Genomic DNA, 18,310 nt, shown 5'->3' with positions numbered 1-18,310 from the left:
CGCTTGCAATCGAACACCTGTTCGACACATGATGTGACCATGTCAGCCCTCCTCGACCAGGTCCGCGGCCTCCGTGCCGCACTGGTCGAGGGTGCCGTCGACCCGGCCGGCCACGACACCGCAGCCGACGCCGAGCGGGTCGCCCTGCTCGCCGCCCTCGAGCAGCTCAAGTCGGCGGCCTGCGCTGCCCAGGGCGACCTCGCCGTCGGGCTCGACGCCTCGGTGCGCGAGCAGGACGCCGCCGTGGGGGTCCCCTCGCAGCGTCGCGGCCGCGGGGTCGCCGCCCAGGTCGCGCTCGCCCGGCAGGAGTCGCCCCACCGGGGCCAGGTCCTGCTCGGGCTGGCCAAGGACCTCGCCACCGACCTGCCCGCCACCCGCCGCGCCCTGCGCGAGGGCCGGCTCAACGAACACCGGGCCCAGGTCGTGGCCCGTGAGACCGGGGGACTGGGGCGCAGCGACCGGGCCGTGGTCGACGAGGGCGTGTGCGGCGACGCCCGCCTGCTTGACGGGCTCGGCACCCGCGCCCTGGCCGCCGAGGTGGCCAAGCGCGCCTACGCGCTCGACCCCGCCAGCGTCGTACGCCGCCACGCGCGGGCGGTGGGCGACCGCAACGTCACCGTGCGCCCCGCCCCCGAGGGGATGGCCTACCTCACCGGGCTGGTCCCGATGGTCCAGGGTGTCGCGTGCTGGGCCAACCTGAAGGAGTCGGCCGAGGCGCTGCGCGCCCAGGGCGACCCCCGCAGCCGCGGACAGATCATGGCCGACCTGCTGGTCGAGCGACTCACCGGGCAGTCCGAGGCCGCGGGCGTCCCGGTCACCGTCGACCTCGTCATGTCCGACGCGACTCTGGTGGGCGCCGGCCACGAGCCGGCCACCGTGCCTGGCTGGGGCCCCGTGCCCGCCCAGGTCGCCCGCGAGGTCGTCGCTCGCGCCAGCGAGGCCGTGCAGGCCTGGGTGCGCCGCCTCTACGCCGACCCCACCGGCCGCCTCGTCGCGATGAGCACCCGGCAGCGCCTGGCCACCGACGGGCTCTCCGAGTTCCTCACGCTCCGCGACCAGGGCATCTGCCGCACTCCCTGGTGCGACGCCCCGATCCGCGATGCCGACCACGTCGTCGCCTGGGCCGACGGTGGTGCGACCGACGCCGACCAGCTGCAGGGGCTCTGCGAGGCCTGCGACCACACCAAGCAGGCGCCCGGCTGGCGCCAACGCGTCGTCGACGACGACGACGGCCGCCACGCCGTCGAGACCGTCACCCCCACCGGCCACCGCCACCGCTCGCGAGCGCCCTCGCCCCCCTCACCAGCCCGACCCTCTCCTGTCCCACAGTCGGCCCGCGTCGACTACGTGAGCGCGCCCGAGCGTGGGTTCGCGTCGGTGATCCAGCACTACCGCGCGGCCTGACGACGCCGCTACGACCCGCCCCGAACCGGCGTGGATCGATAACCTGCCCCGGTGACGCACGAGCATCGGATCGCTGACCTGCTGGCCGACTTCCCGGTGCGGGTGGAGATCCCCGTCGCCTGGGGCGACATGGACGCGATGGGCCACGTCAACAACGTCGTCTACTTCCGCTACTTCGAGACTGCCCGCCTCGCGTGCTTCGCCGAGCTCGGTCTCGGGGCGATCGAGAAGTCCGGTGACGTCGGGCCGATCCTGCACTCGGCGAGCTGCCGGTTCCGGATCCCGCTGACCTATCCCGACACCGTCACCGTCGGTGCGCGGATCGGCGACGTCGGCGACGACCGGTTCGTCATGTCCTACCGGGCGGTGAGCCACCGCCACGTCGCGGCCGCGGCCGACGGCGAGTCGCTGATCGTCACCTTCTCCTACGCGACCAACAGCAAGGCCCCGGTGTCGGACGACCTTCGAGCGCGCCTGCTCCAGCTGCGCGGGGACGCGGCAAACGGCGGCGCACCGACGCCGTCCTAGGCCACCGGCAGCAACCAGGCCGGCCGGACGACGACCAGGTAGACCCCGCCTGCTACCAGCGCCCAGAACGCCGGCCCGACCCCGGCGACCGTCAACCCGGAGGCGGCGACGACGAAGGTGATCGCGGCCGCCTCGCGAGCGCCCTCGTCGGCCAGGGCGGCCGCAGCGGCAGACCCGAAGGTCCCCAGCAGCGCCACCCCGGCGACCGCGGCGATCACGCCGGCAGGAGCGACGGCGGAGGCCGTGGTGACGAGGGCGGCCAGCGGGCCCAGGAACAGGTTGGTGACCCCGGAGGACACCCCGGCGACCCAGCGCCGGTCCGGGTCGTCGCCGGCCGTGGGTCCGGCCGCCAAGGCTGCGGAGATCGCGGCCAGGTTGATCGAGTAGCCGCCCAGCGGAGCCGTCGCGACCGTCACGGCGCCGGAGAACCCGAGGGCCGGACGCAGCGGAGCGGTGTAGCCGAACGACGCCATCACGGCCACGCCGGGGATGTTCTGGCTCGTCATCGTCACTAGGTAGAGGGGCAGGCCGATCGCCAGCACGGTCAGCGGGTCGATCGACGGCGTCGTCCACGCCAGGGTCGGCGCCAGGTCACCGGCGCGTACGTCGCCCAGCGAGCCGCTCGCGACGATCACCACCACCGCGGCCGCGAAGGCGCCCGGCACGGCCCAGCGCCGCGCCACTCGCACCAGCACCAGCCAGGTCGCCAGCACCGGAGCGATGGCGGCCGGCTGGTCGGCCAGCGCCAGGAACGGCTCGACGCACAGCAGCAGCAGCACCCCGGCGAGCATCGCGTTGGCCAGCGGCATCGGGATTCGGGCGACCAGGTCGCCCAGCGGGCTGACCAGCCCGGTCAGCGCGTAGAGCACGCCGGCCACCACGAAGGCGCCGACGGCGTCGGCGTACCCGCCGTCGGGCACCGTCGCGGCCGCGAGCAGAGCCGCACCCGGGGTCGACCACGCGAAGACGACGGGCAGCCGGGTGCGCCACGAGAAGAGCAGCGAGCCCAGGCCCATGGTCATGGTCAGCACGAGAAGCCCCGAGGCCGACTCCGCGGGCGACGCGCCGACGGCGGTGAGACCGGTGAGGACGACGGCGAACGACGAGGTGAACCCGACCACCGACGTCACCACCCCGGCCAGCACGGCCTGCGTCGGTGCCGGATGCACCGTCGCCTGCGTCATCGGCGGGTCCGCTGGAACGCCGACACGAGGTCCGGGTCGAGGGAGCCGAAGCCGGTCGAGGCCCACGGCTCGACATCGGTCTCGAAGTAGTGACAGGGCCTGCCCCGGTAGAAGACGTCGAGCACGTCCGGGGTCGTGTCGGCCCGCAGGTCACGCTGACAGGCGGTGCACACCGGCACCGTGTACGGCCCTTGCCCGCCGTCGTCCGACCGCAGCCGCGCCCGGCTGCTGGCGCTGCCGTGCATCGGGTCGAGGTAGCAGGTGGTGGGCGGCAGCCAGGTGCGACCGCGTACCGCCGCGTCAAGCGCGGCAGAACCGCGTCGGGCCAGCACCATGGCCCCGACGACGTCGAGCACCTCGGGAGGTTCACTCAGCTCGAGCGCACGCCCGGCGGCGTCGTAGTGGTCGAGGGCGGCCTGCCAAGCCGCGCGGTCGTGCTTCCCCCCGATCTCGGTCGAGTCGATCCGCTCCCCGAGGGCCAGCAGCTCGTCGCGGGCCTGCTGCTCGAGGTGACGGTCGTGCGCCTCGCGGATCCGGTCCACCGCCGAGGCGGGCAGCGCGAACGTCGACGGGTCGGCGCGACGGCGGCGGCGTGCGCCCGCCGCGACGGCGGCTGCGAGCACCGCGGCTACGACCAGCGCCACGACGATCCCGGTGGTGCCCGCCCCGCCGCCGGAGCCGCCCGGGCCCTCGACGTCCGACGAGGGCGACTGCGTGGAGCACTGGTATGACGCGGGGTCGGCGTCGCACAGGGCCTGGGTGACATCCTGCGAAGGCGCGGCGAGCAACGCGGTCAGCCGCTCCGCCGCGGCCCCGATGCTCGGAGGTTGTTCGGCGGAGACGACCTGGAACGCGTCGCCGTACATCGGCCCGTCGCTCGTGCCCGGCACGCCGTAGGCGCGGCCGTCGAGCTGGGTGCCGCCGCTGTCGCCGTACTGGAGGTACTCGCTGGTCGAGAGGTACTGACCCGGCTCGGGGTATGCGTCATGCAGACGGGCGAGCAGGTCCTGGGGGTTGGCGCTGAACGCGTCGCCGTCGGCGAGAGGGTAGAGGACGACGAAGGTCGGTGTCGGGTTGGCAGCGAGGTGGGCGGTGATCGCCTCGAGCTGGTCGGCCGAGACGCCCGGGGCGAGGCTGGGGTCGACGTAGACACCGTCGTCGGCCAGGCCTGCGTGGATCGTGGCAAGGATCGAGTCCACGTCGTCCGTGCGGCTCACGACGTGTCCCCCCGTGTGGTCCAGCCGCCGGGCAGCAACCGGCGTCGCCCGAGGGCGAAGGCGAGGATCCGCGACAGGAGCAGCACGCCGCCCACGATGGCCGACGCCAGGAGGAGCCCGGCCAGCGACCCCCCGACCGGCCCGCCCCAGTAGTCGCCGTCGGTGTCGTCGTCGTAGGTGTAGAAGTCGTCGGCGCTGACCGACGACACCGCGTCGACCAGGGACGTCGCCGGGTCGCCCACGAAGTCACTGGCCGTGCTGTAGTCGGGGCTCCCGCCGCGGGGACCGAGGGCGAGGACCGCGCCCTGCCCAGCGCCCTCCCAGACGAAGGCGAAACCGTCGTCGTCTCCGAGCTCGCGTTGGAGGACGTCCTCGACGGTGTAACGGTTCAGGCCGATCTCGTAGTCCGGTGACCAGACGACCACGTACACCGGGACGGGGTTGGCCGCGACAGCGTCGACGATCGCCTGCTCGCCATCGGCATCGACCATCGACCGGCCGTCGGGGGCGACGTAGACGCCGTCCGCTCGCAAGGCCGCCAACGCCTCGTCGAGACGGTCGCTCGCCCCGGCCGGCGGCTGGGCCCGGGCGACCACGTCGGCAGGATGGAGATGCAGGACGGTGACGGCGGCCGCCCCGGTGCCGAGGCCCAGGATGCCGGCCACGACCAGGTGGGAGGCCCCGGTGCCGAGCCGCGTCACCACCGCGCGCTCCTGCGCCGCACGTCGACACACAGCACGTCGGACAGGGTGCCGTAGCCGATGCGGGCCCACACCGAGTCGCCCTCGTAGTAGGGCCGGCTGCCGTCGTACAGCGGCGCCGGCTTGCGCCCGGCGCGGAGGTCACGCTGGCACGGGCGACACACCGGGACCGAGAGTCCGCCGACGAGGTCGGCGTCGTGCAGTGCCCGGCCGTGGCGGGGATCGATGAAGCAGCAGCGGTAGGGATCCGTAGCGGACCGCAGCGTCTGGGTGCCGGTCCGCGCGAGGACGGCGGCGCCGACGAGGTCCAGCAGGTCGGTCGACCTCAGCAGTCCGCGGGCGGCGTCGGCGCACCGAGACGCGCGCTCGCGGCGCTCGAGGTCGCCGCGACCGGACACGCTTCGCTCCAGGGCGAGCTCGAGGGCCTCCACCGCGTCCTGCGCGTCGCGGCGCGCGGTGGCGACCTGCTCGCGCTCCGCCGCGGCCCGGGCCGTGCGTCGCCCGCGTGCCGTGGAGGACGCGTTCAGCAGGCGGTAGGAGGTGATCGCGACCACGAGCGCAACGGTGACGCCGACGACGGCACTGAGCCCGACGCTGGGCGGGGAGGTGGGGTCGTCCTCAGACACGTAGCCCTCCGCGACCCACGGCCGGGCCGTGTAACCGGCCACCTGCGCATCGGTGAGCACCGGCTGCTCGTAGTCGGGGATGCCGGGACGGGCCGCGATGTCGAGCACGATCGCGGCCTCGGCCACCGCGGGGACCTCGAGGTCCGGGCTCACAGCCGCGACCGCCTTCTGCACCTGCTCCAGGGCGGTGTAGCGCGCCAGCGCGACCAGGGTGTCGTCGTTGGTCGCCCCGGGGTCGACGTCGCCGTAGGTCGCCAGGTGGCCCTCCCCGAGCGAGGTGTGCACGTAGTAGATGCCGTCGAGGCCCAGTCCAGCGTGGATCAGGCTGGCCAGCTCGTCGTCGACCGAGTAGCCGCCGAACCCCGGCGGGGTGCGGGTCACCACCACGAACACCGGCATCGAGGCCGACTCGAGCCTGGCGTGCAGGGCAGCGTCGACCTCGGCGGTGGCGCCGTTGCCCATCATCGCGCTGAGCAGGACGTGGTCGCCCCGCAGTGCCGCGACGATGTCGCCGACGTCGCCGGGAACCGGGTCACCCGGCTCGGTCGTGCCCGCCGTGCTCAGGTCAGCCCTTGAGGTCGCAGATGGTCTCGCCGCTGGTCACGGTCGCGCCGACCTCGGTGGCCAGCCCCGTCACGGTGCCGGCCTTGTGGGCCTTGAGGGGCTGCTCCATCTTCATCGCCTCGATGACCACGATGGTGTCGCCCTCGGCGACCTCCTGGCCGTCGGCCACCACGACCTTGACGATGGTGCCCTGCATCGGGCTGGTCACCGAGTCGCCCGAGGCGGCCGCGCCGGCCTTCTTGCCGGCCGCGCGCTTCGGCTTCTTGGCGCCGCCGCCACCGCCACCGCCGGACGACAGCCCGCCGAGACCGGAGGGGATGACGACCTCGAGGCGCTTGCCGCCGACCTCGACGACGACGGTCTGGCGCTCCTCGGGCTCGTCGGCCTGGGCGTGCTCACCGCCGTACGGCGTGATCTGGTTGTCGAAATCGGTCTCGATCCACTGCGTGTAGACGGTGAAGGTCTCGCCGTCGCCGATGAACGCCGGGTCGCGCGTGACGGCGCGGTGGAACGGGATCACCGTCGGCATCCCGTCGACGACGAACTCGTCGAGGGCGCGCCTCGAGCGCTCCAGCGCCTGGGTGCGGTCGCGACCCTTCACGACGAGCTTGGCGATGAGGGAGTCGAACGAGCCGGGGATCGTCTCGCCGTTCTCGTAGCCCCCGTCGAGGCGTACGCCGGGCCCGGACGGCGGGTTCCACGCCGACAGGGTGCCGGGCGCGGGCATGAAGTTGGCCCCGCCGTCCTCGGCGTTGATGCGGTACTCGATGGCGTGGCCGGTCACGACCGGGTCGTCGTAGCCCAGCTCCTCACCGGCGGCGATGCGGAACATCTCGCGCACCAGGTCGATGCCGGTGACCTCCTCGGACACGCAGTGCTCGACCTGCAGACGGGTGTTGACCTCGAGGAAGGAGATCGTGCCGTCGGCGGCCACCAGGAACTCGCAGGTGCCGGCGCCGACGTACTTCGCCTCGCGCAGGATCGCCTTGGACGACTCGTAGAGCTCGGTGACCTGCGCGTCGGTCAGGAACGGCGCGGGCGCCTCCTCGACCAGCTTCTGGTTGCGCCGCTGCAGCGAGCAGTCGCGCGTGGAGACCACGACGACGTTGCCGTGCTGGTCGGCCAGGCACTGGGTCTCGACGTGGCGCGGCTTGTCGAGGAACTTCTCGACCAGGCACTCGCCGCGACCGAACGCGCTGATGGCCTCGCGGACCGCGGACTCGTAGGCGTCGGGGATCTCCTCCAGCGTGCGGGCGACCTTGAGGCCACGACCACCACCACCGAAGACGGCCTTGATGGCGACCGGCAGACCGGCCTGCTCGGCGAACGCGACGACCTCGTCGGCGTCCTTGACGGGGTCCTTGGTGCCGGGGGCCAGCGGGGCGTTGGCCCGCTCGGCGATGTGCTTGGCCTTGGCCTTGTCACCGAGGGCCTCGATCGCCGCAGGGGGCGGACCGATCCAGACCAGGCCGGCGTCGATCACGGCCTGGGCGAAGTCGGCGTTCTCGGCGAGGAAGCCGTATCCGGGGTGGACCGAGTCGGCGCCGGACTTCTCGGCGACGGCGATGATCTTGGCGATGTCCAGGTAGGAGTCGGCCGGGGTCGCCCCGCCCAGCGAGTGGGCCTCGTCGGCGAGCCGCACGAACTGGGCGTCGCGGTCGGGGTCGGCGTAGACCGCCACGCTGCCGATCCCGGCGTCCTTGCACGCCCGGATGACCCGGACGGCGATCTCGCCACGATTGGCGATCAGGACCTTCTGCAACGGCTTGACGTCGGGCACCTGTGCTCCTGCGCTCATGGGTGTGGGGCTTGCGGATTGTGGGTCTTGCTCTCGCGGTGGGTCGGGCCCTCTCGGTCCGTCCCGCCGGGCAGGCTACCGGGAGTCGGACCTATGCTCGTCGACGTGTCCGAGTACCAACAGGAGCGCAAGGGGTTCTGGTACGAACCCGAGGGTCGCGGCACGTCCGAGGCGATCGCCCTCGAGACCTGGGCGCGAGTGGCTCACCCGATCCTGGAGGAGACCGCCCAGGGCTACCACGCGGTGATCACCGAGTCCGTCCTCGCCGAGCGGCTCAAGGCCGAGTCGGGCATCAACACCGCCCGCCCGCACGACCGCTGGCTCGGCAAGGTGCTGGCCCCGCTGGCCCACCTGCACCACCGCGACGGCTACCCGCCGCTCACGGCCCTGGTCGTCGACGAGCGCGGCTGGGTCGGCGAGCGCTACGACGACCTCCTGCGCGCCCACGACGAGCTGCCGATCACCGACGCCGCCCAGCGCGAGCGCCACGCGGCCCGGGCCCGCCTCGAGTGCTACCAGTGGGCCGGGTCGGCCCCCGAGGACGGCGGCCTTCCCGCCGAGGTCGTCATGACCACCCGCCGGGCCCCGCGCGCAGCCTCGGCCTCTCTGGGCACCCCGCGGACGCCGCGGACGCCCAAGGAGCCCAAGGTCGCCGCCCCCAAGCGGGTCGCGGCGACCGACAGGCCCGTCACCATCTGCCCGCGCTGCTTCATGGCCATCCCCGCCACCGGCCTCTGCGACAACTGCGACTAGGTCTTCTGGTCGCCTCCAGGTGGTCTGCTTCTCGCTGGCCGCCCGGGCCTGGCACCGCTGCCGCCGGTCTGGGTGGCGGCCGCCGAGAAGCCGGACCATCCTGCGGCTCCGTGCGCCCTGTGGTGGGCCCGGGTCTGGGGCCCGGGCGCCTTCTGGCTGGTCGGCCTCCTTCTCGACCCCACCCCACGGTGGTCGAGGAGGTCGCCCTGGCGACCGTCGCGAGGGTTCGCTGCTTGCGGTCCGTGGTTTCGTGACGGCCGCGGGCGGTCTCCTCCACCACCGTGGGGAGGTCCTCCTAGGCTCGGCGCATGGCTGACCCCGGCGCGTTGCCCGACCACGACGCCTTCTGGACCTGGTGGACCTCCGAGGGTGCGGCCGCCTGCGAGGCCGGGATCGCCGACGGCACCGTCGCGTCGCTCGTCGACGACCTCAACGCCCGGGTGCACGCCCTGTCGCCCGACCTCGCGTGGGAGCTCGGCCCAGGGGAGCGGGCCCAGCACGCGCTCGTCGTCAGCCCCGAGGGCAACCCCGAGGCCCGCGCCACCGCCCGGCGATGGTTGCGCGCCGCGCCGGCGCCCACCGCGACCTGGGAGTACGCCGACGCCCGCCCCGCCTCGCCCGACCCCGGCTCCGGCGCCATCACGGTGGGTGACGCCCAGGTCGACTTCGCCTCGATCCGGGTCGCCGCCACGGTCGTGGCCCACCACGTCGACGTGGTCGTCCACCACCCCCTGCTGCGCACGCTGCCCGAGCAGGCCCGCGGCTCGGTCGTCTTCATCTGCCTCGACCACGCCCTGGGCGAGAGCGAGTGCGAGACGTGGGTCGGCAACGTCGAGGCGGCGCTCGAGGAGCCCGCGGAGACCGTCGACCTCGCGGGCCTGCGCGACCTCGTGGCACAGGTGCGTGCCGACGCGCTCGACGACGACGGTCGGCCCACCTGGGTGATGCTGCAGGGCCGCCAGGACGACGGCGCGCCGCTGATGGCGCTCGCGCAGGTGCCGCTGGCGCCGAGCTGGGCGCCCCACCTCGACGACCACCTGGCCGTCGACGTCCCGTTCGCCGACGCCACGGCCGAGGGACTGCCCGCGGCCGGTGCGCTCGACGACCTGCGCGGGCTCGAGGACCACGTCACCGAGCGCCTCGGCGAGGCCGGCCGCCTGGTCGCTCACGAGACCGGCCGTGGCCGCCGGACCCTCCACTACTACGTCGACTCGGCGCGCCCGACCTCCGGCGTCGTCGAGGGCGTCGTCGCCGGCTGGGACCAGGGGACGGTCGAGGTCACGCGCACCCACGACCCCGCCTGGCAGGCGGTCCGGCACCTGCGCACCTGACGTCGGCGAGAGGGAGGCGAGACGGTGGCGAGAGACCTCCGCCGGGTGGTTAACAAACGCTAACCGCCGGGGCTACCATCGGTGCCATGACGTTCGAGCTGAGCCGTGAGCACGAGGAGTTCCGCCAGAGTGTCCGCGAGTTCGCGGAGGCCCAGATCGCGCCCCACGCGGCGCAGTGGGACCGCGACCACCACTTCCCGGTCGACGTCGTGCAGCAGATGGGCAAGCTGGGGCTGTTCGGCCTCACCGCCCCCGAGCAGTACGGCGGGGCGGGCGACGACGGCGACTTCACCAGCCTCTGCGTCGCGATCGAGGAGCTCGGCCGCGTCGACCAGTCGATGGGCATCACCCTGCAGGCCGGGGTCGGCCTGGGCATCAACCCCCTGCTGGCCTACGGCACCGACGAGCAGAAGGAGCGCTGGCTGCCCGCGCTCGTCGCGGGCGAGGCGCTCGCCGGCTTCGGCCTGACCGAGCCCGGCGCCGGGTCCGACGCGGGCGCGACGCGCACCAAGGCCGAGCTCGTCGGCGACGAGTGGGTCGTCAACGGCGCCAAGCAGTTCATCACCAACTCGGGCTCCGACATCACCAGCCTGGTCACCGTCACCGCGCGCACCGGCACCCGCGAGGGCGGCAAGCCCGAGATCAGCGCGATCATGGTGCCCGCGGGCACGCCCGGTTTCACCGCCGAGAAGGCCTACGACAAGCTCGGCTGGCACGCCTCCGACACCCACCCGCTGAGCTTCGAGGACGTCCACGTGCCGGCCGACCACCTGCTCGGCGACCGGGGTCGCGGCTACGCGCAGTTCCTCGCCACGCTCGACGACGGTCGTATCGCCATCTCGGCGCTGTCGGTGGGTTGCATCCAGGCCTGCCTCGACATGGCCGTCCAGTACGCCGGGGAGCGGCAGACCTTCGGCGGCCCGATCGGACGCAAGCAGGGCGTCGCCTTCCAGATCGCCGACCTCGAGGTCATGCTCCAGGCCAGCCGGCTGCTGACCTACAAGGCCGCGGCGCTCAAGGACGCCGGCGCCCCCCACCAGGAGATCAAGCGCGCGGCGTCGGTCGCCAAGCTCTACTCGACCGAGTCGGCGGTCTCCGCGACCCGCATCGCCACGCAGGTCTTCGGCGGCTACGGCTTCATGGAGGAGTACCCCGTGGCGCGCTTCTACCGCGACGCGAAGGTGCTCGAGATCGGCGAGGGCACCTCCGAGGTGCAGCGGATGCTGATCGCCCGCAGCCTCGGCCTGCCGGTCGAGTAACGCACGAGACACCGCCCAATCCCACGAACGGAGCCTGTCTCCGTCTAGGATCGTGGGGTGTCCGATCGCTGGCAGCGCCTCCTGGGTGAGGTGTGGCGGTTCTTCGCCGTGGCGCAGCTGGCCACCTGGGTGTCGTTCGTCCTGTTCAACGTGCTCGCCCACGGCTGGCTCGTCGGCCGCACCCTGATGGCCGACCAGCCCATCGGTGCCTACGTCCTGGCCAACAGCGTCGGCATGGTCATCAGCTACCACGGCGCGCGCGGCTGGGTCTTCCCGCACCGCCCCCCGCAGCAGGCCGACGGCGGCTGGACGGCCTACGTCGTCATCAACCTGCTCGCCATGGTGCTGCCCGTGGGCTGCCTGTTCCTGACCCGGCACGTGCTGGCCATGGACTCCGCCCTGGCCGACAACCTGTCGGCCAACGGCGTCGGGCTGGTGCTCGCCTTCGTCGCACGGTTCTACCTCTTCAAGCGCTTCGTCTTCCGGCGTCCTGCCGAGCCCCCGGTGCCGGTCGTGGCCCCGTCCTGACACGCCTTCAAGGGTGTGGTGACCGTCACCTGGTGACGTGACGCTGGGGTCTTCCGTCTCGGGAGGTCCCCTGCATGCTGCCGTCATTCCTTGCTCGCGACCGGATCGTCGCCGGTCCCGGTTTCAACCGCTGGCTGATCCCACCGGCCGCGCTCGCCGTCCACCTGTGCATCGGCCAGGTCTACGCCACGAGCGTCTACAAGTTCTCCCTGACCGAGCGCTTCGACGCCAGCCAGACCACGATCGGCTTCATCTTCTCGCTGGCGATCGTGATGCTCGGCCTGTCGTCGATGGTCGCCGGCACCTGGGTCGACCGCAGTGGCCCGCGGGCGGCCATGTCCGCGGCCGCGGTCTTCTGGGTGACCGGGCTGCTCGTCGCCGCGGTGGGCGTCAGCAGCGGACAGCTGTGGCTGGTCTACCTGGGCTACGGCGTGATCGGCGGCATCGGGCTCGGCATCGGCTACATCTCGCCGGTCTCGACCCTGATCAAGTGGTTCCCCGACCGTCCGGGACTCGCGACCGGCATGGCGATCATGGGCTTCGGCGGCGGCGCCCTCGTGGCGAGCCCGCTCGAGGGGCGGCTGCTGTCGTTGTTCGACGACGGCTTCGACCCCTCCAAGGCGAGCAGCTCCGGGGCCGACGCCCACGCCCTGACGCTGATGTTCGTCGTCCTCGCGGCCGGCTACGCCGTCTTCATGCTCTTCGGCGCCCTCACGGTGCGGGTCCCCGCCGACGGCTGGAGCCCCGACGGCTTCGACCCGGCCAGCGTCCGGAGCCGGGCGTTGGTGACCACGGCCAGCGTCTCGGCGCGCAACGCGATCCGCACCCCGCAGTTCTGGCTGCTGTGGGTGCTGCTCTTCTGCAACGTCACGGCCGGCATCGGCATCCTCGAGCAGGCCTCGCCGATGATCCAGGACTTCTTCCGCGAGGGCGACACCTCGACGGTGACCGCGGCGGCCGCGGGCGGCTTCGTGGGCCTGCTGTCGATCGCCAACATGGCCGGCCGGTTCCTGTGGTCCTCGACCTCCGACGTGGTGGGCCGCAAGCCGGTCTACGTCGTCTACCTGGGCGTGGGCCTGGTGCTCTACTTCCTGCTGGCGACCGTCGGGTCGTCCTCGACGGCCCTGTTCGTCCTGCTGGCCGCGGTCATCATCAGCTTCTACGGCGGCGGGTTCGCCACCATCCCGGCCTACCTTCGTGACCTCTTCGGCACCTTCCAGGTCGGTGCGATCCACGGTCGGTTGCTGACCGCCTGGTCGGCGGCCGGGGTGGTCGGTCCGTTCATCGTCAACGGTTTCCTCGACTCCCAGGGCGAGCCCGGCTCGCTGACCGCCGACGCCTACCGTCCGGCACTGCTCACGATGGTGGGCGTCCTCGCGGTCGGCCTGGTGGCCAACCTGCTGGTCCGTCCCGTCGCCGAGCGCTTCCACGAGCCCGTCTCCGACACCGACCCCGACCAAGAAAGGATCAAGGTATGACCGCCCGTCTGCTCGTCGCGTGGACGCTCGTCGGCGTCCCGGTGGCCTACGGCCTCGTCGAGACCATCCGCAAGGCGTCCGCGCTGTTCGGCTGACCGGGGCCCGGGTCCCGGTTCGGACCAGCGTCCGGCAGGTCGACGACGGCGACCGTGCCGCCGCCGGGGTTGGGCTGCAGCCGCAGGGTCCCGCCGTGCCGCTCGACGACCCGGCGGCAGATCGCCAGACCCAGCCCGGTCCCGGGATAGCTCGCCGGGTCACCGGCGGTCGCGGGCGTCCGCACGAACGGCTTGAGGACGTCGCCGCGCAGGTGCGCTGGGACGCCGATGCCCCGGTCGGCGACGTACAGGCGCACCCCGCGCCCGTCCGGGCCCCGGTCCGCCGCCACGTCGATGACGGGCCGATCGTCGGGGTGGACGTACTTCAGTGCGTTGCCGACCAGGTTGCCGAACACCTGTCGCATGCGATCGGGGTCGCACCGGGCCACGGGCAGGTCGGCGACGTGCACCAGCGGGGCGGGCCGGCTGGTCCCGTCGGGACGGCGCCCGGCGAGGTGGCCGGCCACGACCTCGGTGATCGTGTCGCGGACCAGGGCGCCGAGGTCGACGTCGGTGACCTCGAGGGCGGCGTCGCCGGCCGAGGTGTAGTCGAGCAGGTCGTCGATCAGGGTCGCCATCCGGTCGGCGGCGGTGAAGGCCTTGACGAGGTAGGTCGAGGTGGCGTCCATCGCGTCGGGCGGGCCCGTCAGCCGGGGGAGGTCGTCGGTGACGATCTCCAGGCACCCGCGCACGAGCGAGAGCGGGTTCTTCAGGTCGTGGGCGACCATCCCGGCGAACGCCGCCTGCTCGGCCTGCTGGCGGCGCTCCTCGGTCACGTCACGAAACACCGTGAGGGCCCCGGAGCGACGGCCGTCCAGGACGAACGGGCGCCCGGAGACGGCGATCGTCACACCGTCGGGGTAGACCGCGTTGCGCACGACCATCTCGACGTCCTCGGTCGGCTCGCCGGCGAGGGCCCGCAGCAGCGGCATGTCGCCCCGGGGAAACGGTTCGCCGTCGAGCGTGAACACGCCGTGGTCGTCGGGCTGCGGCGTCGCGACCTCGAGGTCGTCGTCGACGTCGCCGAGACCGCGCGCCCCGAGGACCCGCCGCGCCGTCGGCGAGTGCACCAGGACCGTGCCGTCGGCGTCGACGACCGTGACCCCGATCTCGTCGACCGCCTCCATCGTCGCGTCGAGCAGCGTCGCGTGCCTGCGGGCCGCTGCCTCGGCGACGGCGAGGTCACGGGTCGCGGTCCGTACGTCGGCGCGCGCCCGGGCGTGGCTCGACACGACCGCCCACCAGAGCCCGGCGGCGAGGAGGCTGATGATCACCGAGATGACCTGGATCGCCAGGGTGCGGTAGCGGATGTTGCCGATGAGCGCCGCGGTGTCGGAGGAGACGTCGAGGGTCCAGGTGCGCTGGGCGATGGGGAGGGTCAGTGACCGTGTCTGCTGGTCGTGGAGCGCCGTGCCGCCTGCGCGGGAGGACAGCGAGGCGACCGTGAGGTCGTTGCCGGCGGGGTCGTCGGCCCACAGGGCGACGTCGACCCGGTTCTCGGCGGCGCGCTCGAGGACCGTGCCCAGGAAGTCCTGGCCGCGCAGGCCCATCAGGACCCAGCCGGCCAGGCGCTCGCCCTGCATCACCGGTGCGGCCACCGTGAAGGAGGTCTGGCGCTGGTCCTCCGGCAGGTCCTGGTCGATGATCAGCTGGTAGGCCTCGGAGACCGCCACCCCGCCCGAGCGCCATGCCTCCATCAGGGCGGCGTACGGCGCGAGAGCACCGCTCACGTCGATACCGGTACGTCGCTGGCTGCTGCCGTCCAGGGGTTTGCTGAAGACCGAGAAGACGTGGCGGCGCTGGTCCTCGGCGGGGGCCAACGTGAGGTCGGTCGAGCCGCGTGACCGCCAGGTCGACTCGAAGGAAGCGAGCCCCTCGGTGTCGACGGGCGGTGCGATGAAGGCCAGGGAGGTCGCACCGGCCAGGTCCATCGACCCCAGCGGCGCGGTCGAGAGGTCGAAGGTGGTCGCGTCGATGCGGGGTGCGGCCCCGAGGGCCGCCGCCACCAGACCGAGCGCGTCGGCGTAGCGCTGGTACTCCGCCTCGGTCGCGTCACCGACAGCGGCGGCGCGCGTGTCGAGCGTCCGCCCGGCGAGACCGTCGGTCTGGCGGGACACGGCGCTGGCCCACGTCAGTCCGGAGCCCAGCAGCACCAGCCCGATCACGGCCGCACCGATGGCTGCTCGGCGCAGCGCTCCTGCGGTGTGCTGCTCGTCGTCCCGGTCGTCCTTCCCGCGCGCCACGACCACCCGTCCCTCCACGAGACCCGCGTCGCCGCAGGTCGTTCGTCTCCCTGAGGGCGATCTTCCTCGGGTGCGGCGGTCGTCGGGAGGCGAACCCCGAAGTCCGCGTCGACCTGTCTAGACCGGGCTGACGTCCGCCGTCCGGGGGGTCAGGTCCGGGCGGCCCAGAGATCGGTCCAGGCGTGGCCCAGGTCGGCGACGAGCCCGCGCAGCAACGGGAGCGAGACACCCACCACGTTGTGGAAGTCGCCCTCGATGGCGGTGACGAACGCACCGCCCAGCCCGTCGACGGTGAAGGCGCCCGCGACGTGCAGCGGCTCACCGGTCGCGACGTACGCCGCGATCTCGGCGTCGGAGACGTCGGCGAAGTGGACCGTGGTCGAGGCGGTGGCCTGCGCCGTCCGGCCGGTCGCGGTGTCGCGCAGGGCGTGCCCGGTGTGCAGGACCCCGGAGCGTCCGCGCATCGCCTGCCACCGGGCCGTCGCGTCGGCGGCGTCGGCGGGCTTGCCGAACGCGGCTCCGTCGAGCTCGAGGACGGAGTCGCAGCCCAGCACCAGCGCGGGGTCGGGACGTCGGTCGCCGTCGGCGACCGCGGCGCACTTGAGCCCCGCGAGGGCCAGCGCGAGCTCGGCCGGCGGGACCCCGGTGACCTGCGACTCGTCGACGCCCGAGACCAGCACCACCGGGTCGAGCCCGGCGCTGCGCAGGGTCTTGAGCCGCGCGGGCGACGCGGACGCGAGGACCAGGACGCTCACGGGAGCGAGCTGGCGCGCCAACCGCCGGGACCGTGCGCGACCGGGCGGCGTACGGCGCGGTGCGGAGCACCCCACTGGGGCCGCCGCCGCGGCGCCGCCGGGGCGTCGCCACCGTCGAGCGAGGCGAGCACCGCGACGATCGCCGCGACCTCCTCGGGGGTCGCGTTGCCGTCGACGATGCGCAGCATAGGCCTGGCGGGCTCGTGCGTGGGCTCGTCGGCCGTCACAGCGGGATGTTCCCGTGCTTCTTGGGCGGCAGCGTCGCGCGCTTGGAGCGCAGCAGCCGCAGGGCGCGGATGATCTCGATGCGGGTCTCGTGGGGGGAGATGACGGCGTCGATGTAGCCGCGCTCGGCCGCGATGTAGGGGTTGGCGAGCGTCGTCTCGTACTCGTCGACCAGGCGTGCGCGCTCGGCCTCGACGTCGCCGCCGGACTTCTCCACCTTGGCCAGCGTCTTGCGGTGCACGATGTTGGCCGCGCCCTGCGCGCCCATCACGGCGATCTGCGCGGTCGGCCACGCCACGTTGATGTCGGCACCGAGGTGCTTGGACCCCATCACGTCGTAGGCGCCGCCGTAGGCCTTGCGGGTGATCACGGTGACCAGCGGGACGGTCGCCTCGGAGTAGGCGTAGATCAGCTTGGCGCCGCGACGGATGATGCCGTTCCACTCCTGGTCGGTGCCGGGCAGGAAGCCGGGCACGTCGACGAAGGTCAGCACCGGGATGTTGAAGGCGTCGCAGGTGCGCACGAAGCGTGCGGCCTTCTCGGAGGCGTCGATGTCGAGGGTGCCGGCGAACTGCATGGGCTGGTTGGCGACCACGCCGACCGGGCGGCCCTCGACCCGGCCGTAGCCGATGATGAGGTTGGGAGCGAAGAGCTCCATGACCTCGAGGAACTCCTCGTCGTCGAGCACCGCGGTGATGACGTCGTGCATGTCGTAGGGCTGGTTGGGGCTGTCGGGGATGAGCACGTCGAGGCTGCGGTCGAGGTCGGTGACCTCGAGGTCCGCCTCCTCGTCGTAGACGACGCCCTCGTCGAGGTTGTTCTGCGGCAGGTAGGACAGCAGCGCCTTGACGTAGTCGATCGCGTCGGACTCGTCGGCGGCCATGTAGTGGGCGTTGCCCGACCTGGTGTTGTGGGTGCGGGCGCCGCCGAGCTCCTCCATCGTGACGTCCTCGCCGGTGACGGTCTTGATGACGTCGGGGCCGGTGATGAACATCGCCGAGGTCTGGTCGACCATGACGGTGAAGTCGGTGACCGCGGGGGAGTAGACGTGGCCGCCCGCGCAGTTGCCCATGATCATCGAGATCTGCGGGATGACGCCCGAGGCGTGCACGTTGCGGCGGAAGATCTCGCCGTACAGGCCGAGGGAGACGACGCCCTCCTGGATGCGCGCACCGGCGCCCTCGTTGATGCCGATGATCGGGCAACCGACCTTCATCGCGAGATCCATGACCTTGACGATCTTCTCGCCGTAGACCTCGCCGAGCGAGCCGCCGAAGACGGTGAAGTCCTGGCTGAACACGCACGCCTGGCGGCCGTCGATGGTGCCGTAGCCGGTGATGACGCCGTCGCCGTAGGGGCGGGTCTTCTCGAGGCCGAAGGCGGTGGACCGGTGTCGGGCCAGCTCGTCGAGCTCGACGAAGGAGCCTTCGTCGAAAAGCATCTCGATGCGCTCGCGGGCGGTCTGACGGCCCTTGGCGTGCTGCTTCTCGACGGCCTTCTCGGACCCGGCGTGCACGGCCTCGTCGAGGCGTCGCCCCAGGTCGGCGAGCTTGCCGGCCGTGGTGTGGAGGTCGATGCCGGTGTCGGCTGACGGCACCTCGGTGCCTTCGCCTGGCTGCGC

The 18,310-nt window shown here is 72.8% G+C and carries 16 protein-coding genes and 1 pseudogene; 8 read left to right on the top strand and 9 right to left on the bottom strand.

Annotated features, from left to right (window positions below):
• Window positions 1-39: 39 nt before the first annotated feature.
• Complete coding sequence (locus tag FZC61_RS10230; RefSeq protein ID WP_148614069.1) at window positions 40-1,404, top strand: HNH endonuclease; 1,365 nt, start codon at window positions 40-42, stop codon at window positions 1,402-1,404.
• Between the two features lie 51 nt (window positions 1,405-1,455).
• Window positions 1,456-1,932, top strand: a complete 477-nt coding sequence (locus tag FZC61_RS10225) for an acyl-CoA thioesterase (RefSeq protein WP_211357198.1) — start codon at window positions 1,456-1,458, stop codon at window positions 1,930-1,932.
• Here the strand turns inward: FZC61_RS10225 and FZC61_RS10220 are convergent.
• The 5 genes from FZC61_RS10220 to FZC61_RS10200 form a co-directional block, all read right to left on the bottom strand.
• The gene (locus FZC61_RS10220; RefSeq protein ID WP_148614068.1) at window positions 1,929-3,116 is read right to left on the bottom strand and encodes a benzoate/H(+) symporter BenE family transporter; all 1,188 of its coding nucleotides are present in this window, start codon (window positions 3,114-3,116) and stop codon (window positions 1,929-1,931) included. The genes FZC61_RS10225 and FZC61_RS10220 overlap by 4 nt on opposite strands.
• Window positions 3,113-4,333 (bottom strand): hypothetical protein, encoded by a 1,221-nt coding sequence (locus FZC61_RS10215; RefSeq protein ID WP_148614067.1) that lies wholly within the window; start codon window positions 4,331-4,333, stop codon window positions 3,113-3,115. The genes FZC61_RS10220 and FZC61_RS10215 overlap by 4 nt, the downstream gene beginning before the upstream one ends.
• Entirely contained in the window at window positions 4,330-5,037 is a 708-nt protein-coding gene (locus FZC61_RS10210; RefSeq protein ID WP_148614066.1) for a hypothetical protein, read from the bottom strand. Before FZC61_RS10210 ends, FZC61_RS10215 begins: the two co-directional genes overlap by 4 nt.
• Window positions 5,031-6,125 (bottom strand): hypothetical protein, encoded by a 1,095-nt coding sequence (locus FZC61_RS23055; protein ID WP_170286059.1) that lies wholly within the window; start codon window positions 6,123-6,125, stop codon window positions 5,031-5,033. Before FZC61_RS23055 ends, FZC61_RS10210 begins: the two co-directional genes overlap by 7 nt.
• Window positions 6,126-6,225: 100 nt before the next feature.
• Entirely contained in the window at window positions 6,226-8,022 is a 1,797-nt protein-coding gene (locus FZC61_RS10200; RefSeq protein WP_170286058.1) for an acetyl/propionyl/methylcrotonyl-CoA carboxylase subunit alpha, read from the bottom strand.
• 105 nt (window positions 8,023-8,127) lie between these two features.
• Here FZC61_RS10200 and FZC61_RS10195 point away from each other — a divergent pair, with 105 nt between their 5' ends.
• From FZC61_RS10195 to FZC61_RS24070, 6 genes are all read left to right on the top strand, one after another.
• A complete protein-coding gene (locus FZC61_RS10195) occupies window positions 8,128-8,775 on the top strand; it encodes a hypothetical protein (protein ID WP_148614065.1) in 648 nt (215 codons plus the stop codon).
• A 308-nt stretch (window positions 8,776-9,083) separates the two neighbouring features.
• Window positions 9,084-10,106, top strand: a complete 1,023-nt coding sequence (locus FZC61_RS10190) for a DUF695 domain-containing protein (RefSeq protein ID WP_148614064.1) — start codon at window positions 9,084-9,086, stop codon at window positions 10,104-10,106.
• An 86-nt stretch (window positions 10,107-10,192) separates the two neighbouring features.
• On the top strand, window positions 10,193-11,365 hold the full coding sequence (locus FZC61_RS10185; protein WP_148614063.1) for an acyl-CoA dehydrogenase family protein: 1,173 nt from the start codon (window positions 10,193-10,195) through the stop codon (window positions 11,363-11,365).
• Between the two features lie 57 nt (window positions 11,366-11,422).
• Window positions 11,423-11,893, top strand: a complete 471-nt coding sequence (locus FZC61_RS10180; protein ID WP_148614062.1) for a GtrA family protein — start codon at window positions 11,423-11,425, stop codon at window positions 11,891-11,893.
• A 74-nt stretch (window positions 11,894-11,967) separates the two neighbouring features.
• Entirely contained in the window at window positions 11,968-13,371 is a 1,404-nt protein-coding gene (locus FZC61_RS10175; protein ID WP_148614061.1) for an OFA family MFS transporter, read from the top strand.
• Window positions 13,368-13,466 (top strand): MFS transporter small subunit, encoded by a 99-nt coding sequence (locus FZC61_RS24070; protein WP_425465817.1) that lies wholly within the window; start codon window positions 13,368-13,370, stop codon window positions 13,464-13,466. The genes FZC61_RS10175 and FZC61_RS24070 overlap by 4 nt, the downstream gene beginning before the upstream one ends.
• A 41-nt stretch (window positions 13,467-13,507) precedes the next feature.
• Here the strand turns inward: FZC61_RS24070 and FZC61_RS10170 are convergent.
• From FZC61_RS10170 to FZC61_RS10155, 4 genes and pseudogenes are all read right to left on the bottom strand, one after another.
• Window positions 13,508-15,472: pseudogene (locus tag FZC61_RS10170) on the bottom strand (ATP-binding protein); the annotation flags it as partial.
• Window positions 15,473-15,858: 386 nt separating this feature from the next.
• Complete coding sequence (locus FZC61_RS10165) at window positions 15,859-16,464, bottom strand: Maf family protein (protein ID WP_148614059.1); 606 nt, start codon at window positions 16,462-16,464, stop codon at window positions 15,859-15,861.
• Window positions 16,461-16,691 carry an acyl-CoA carboxylase subunit epsilon gene (locus tag FZC61_RS10160; RefSeq protein ID WP_148614058.1) on the bottom strand — a complete coding sequence of 77 codons (231 nt, stop codon included), beginning with the start codon at window positions 16,689-16,691 and terminating at the stop codon, window positions 16,461-16,463. The genes FZC61_RS10165 and FZC61_RS10160 overlap by 4 nt, the downstream gene beginning before the upstream one ends.
• Window positions 16,688-18,265: an acyl-CoA carboxylase subunit beta gene (locus FZC61_RS10155; RefSeq protein WP_211357221.1), complete on the bottom strand. Its 1,578-nt coding sequence runs from the start codon at window positions 18,263-18,265 to the stop codon at window positions 16,688-16,690. Before FZC61_RS10155 ends, FZC61_RS10160 begins: the two co-directional genes overlap by 4 nt.
• Between the last annotated feature and the right edge of the window lie 45 nt (window positions 18,266-18,310).

It is taken from the genome of Nocardioides rubriscoriae (genome assembly GCF_008087085.1).
In the GTDB taxonomy this organism is placed as follows: Bacteria; Actinomycetota; Actinomycetes; order Propionibacteriales; family Nocardioidaceae; genus Nocardioides; species Nocardioides rubriscoriae.
This window is presented reverse-complemented; position numbering and strand designations above follow the sequence as displayed.

Excerpts from the sequence above, each read along its gene's own strand:
- FZC61_RS10185 (WP_148614063.1), top strand. The coding sequence starts at position 10,193 with ATGACGTTCGAGCTGAGCCGTGAGCACGAGGAGTTCCGCCAGAGTGTC.
- FZC61_RS24070 (WP_425465817.1), top strand. The coding sequence starts at position 13,368 with ATGACCGCCCGTCTGCTCGTCGCGTGGACGCTCGTCGGCGTCCCGGTG.
- FZC61_RS10230 (WP_148614069.1), top strand. The coding sequence starts at position 40 with ATGTCAGCCCTCCTCGACCAGGTCCGCGGCCTCCGTGCCGCACTGGTC.
- FZC61_RS10220 (WP_148614068.1), bottom strand. The coding sequence starts at position 3,116 with ATGACGCAGGCGACGGTGCATCCGGCACCGACGCAGGCCGTGCTGGCC.
- FZC61_RS23055 (WP_170286059.1), bottom strand. The coding sequence starts at position 6,125 with ATGATGGGCAACGGCGCCACCGCCGAGGTCGACGCTGCCCTGCACGCC.
- FZC61_RS10175 (WP_148614061.1), top strand. The coding sequence starts at position 11,968 with ATGCTGCCGTCATTCCTTGCTCGCGACCGGATCGTCGCCGGTCCCGGT.
- FZC61_RS10200 (WP_170286058.1), bottom strand. The coding sequence starts at position 8,022 with ATGAGCGCAGGAGCACAGGTGCCCGACGTCAAGCCGTTGCAGAAGGTC.
- FZC61_RS10190 (WP_148614064.1), top strand. The coding sequence starts at position 9,084 with ATGGCTGACCCCGGCGCGTTGCCCGACCACGACGCCTTCTGGACCTGG.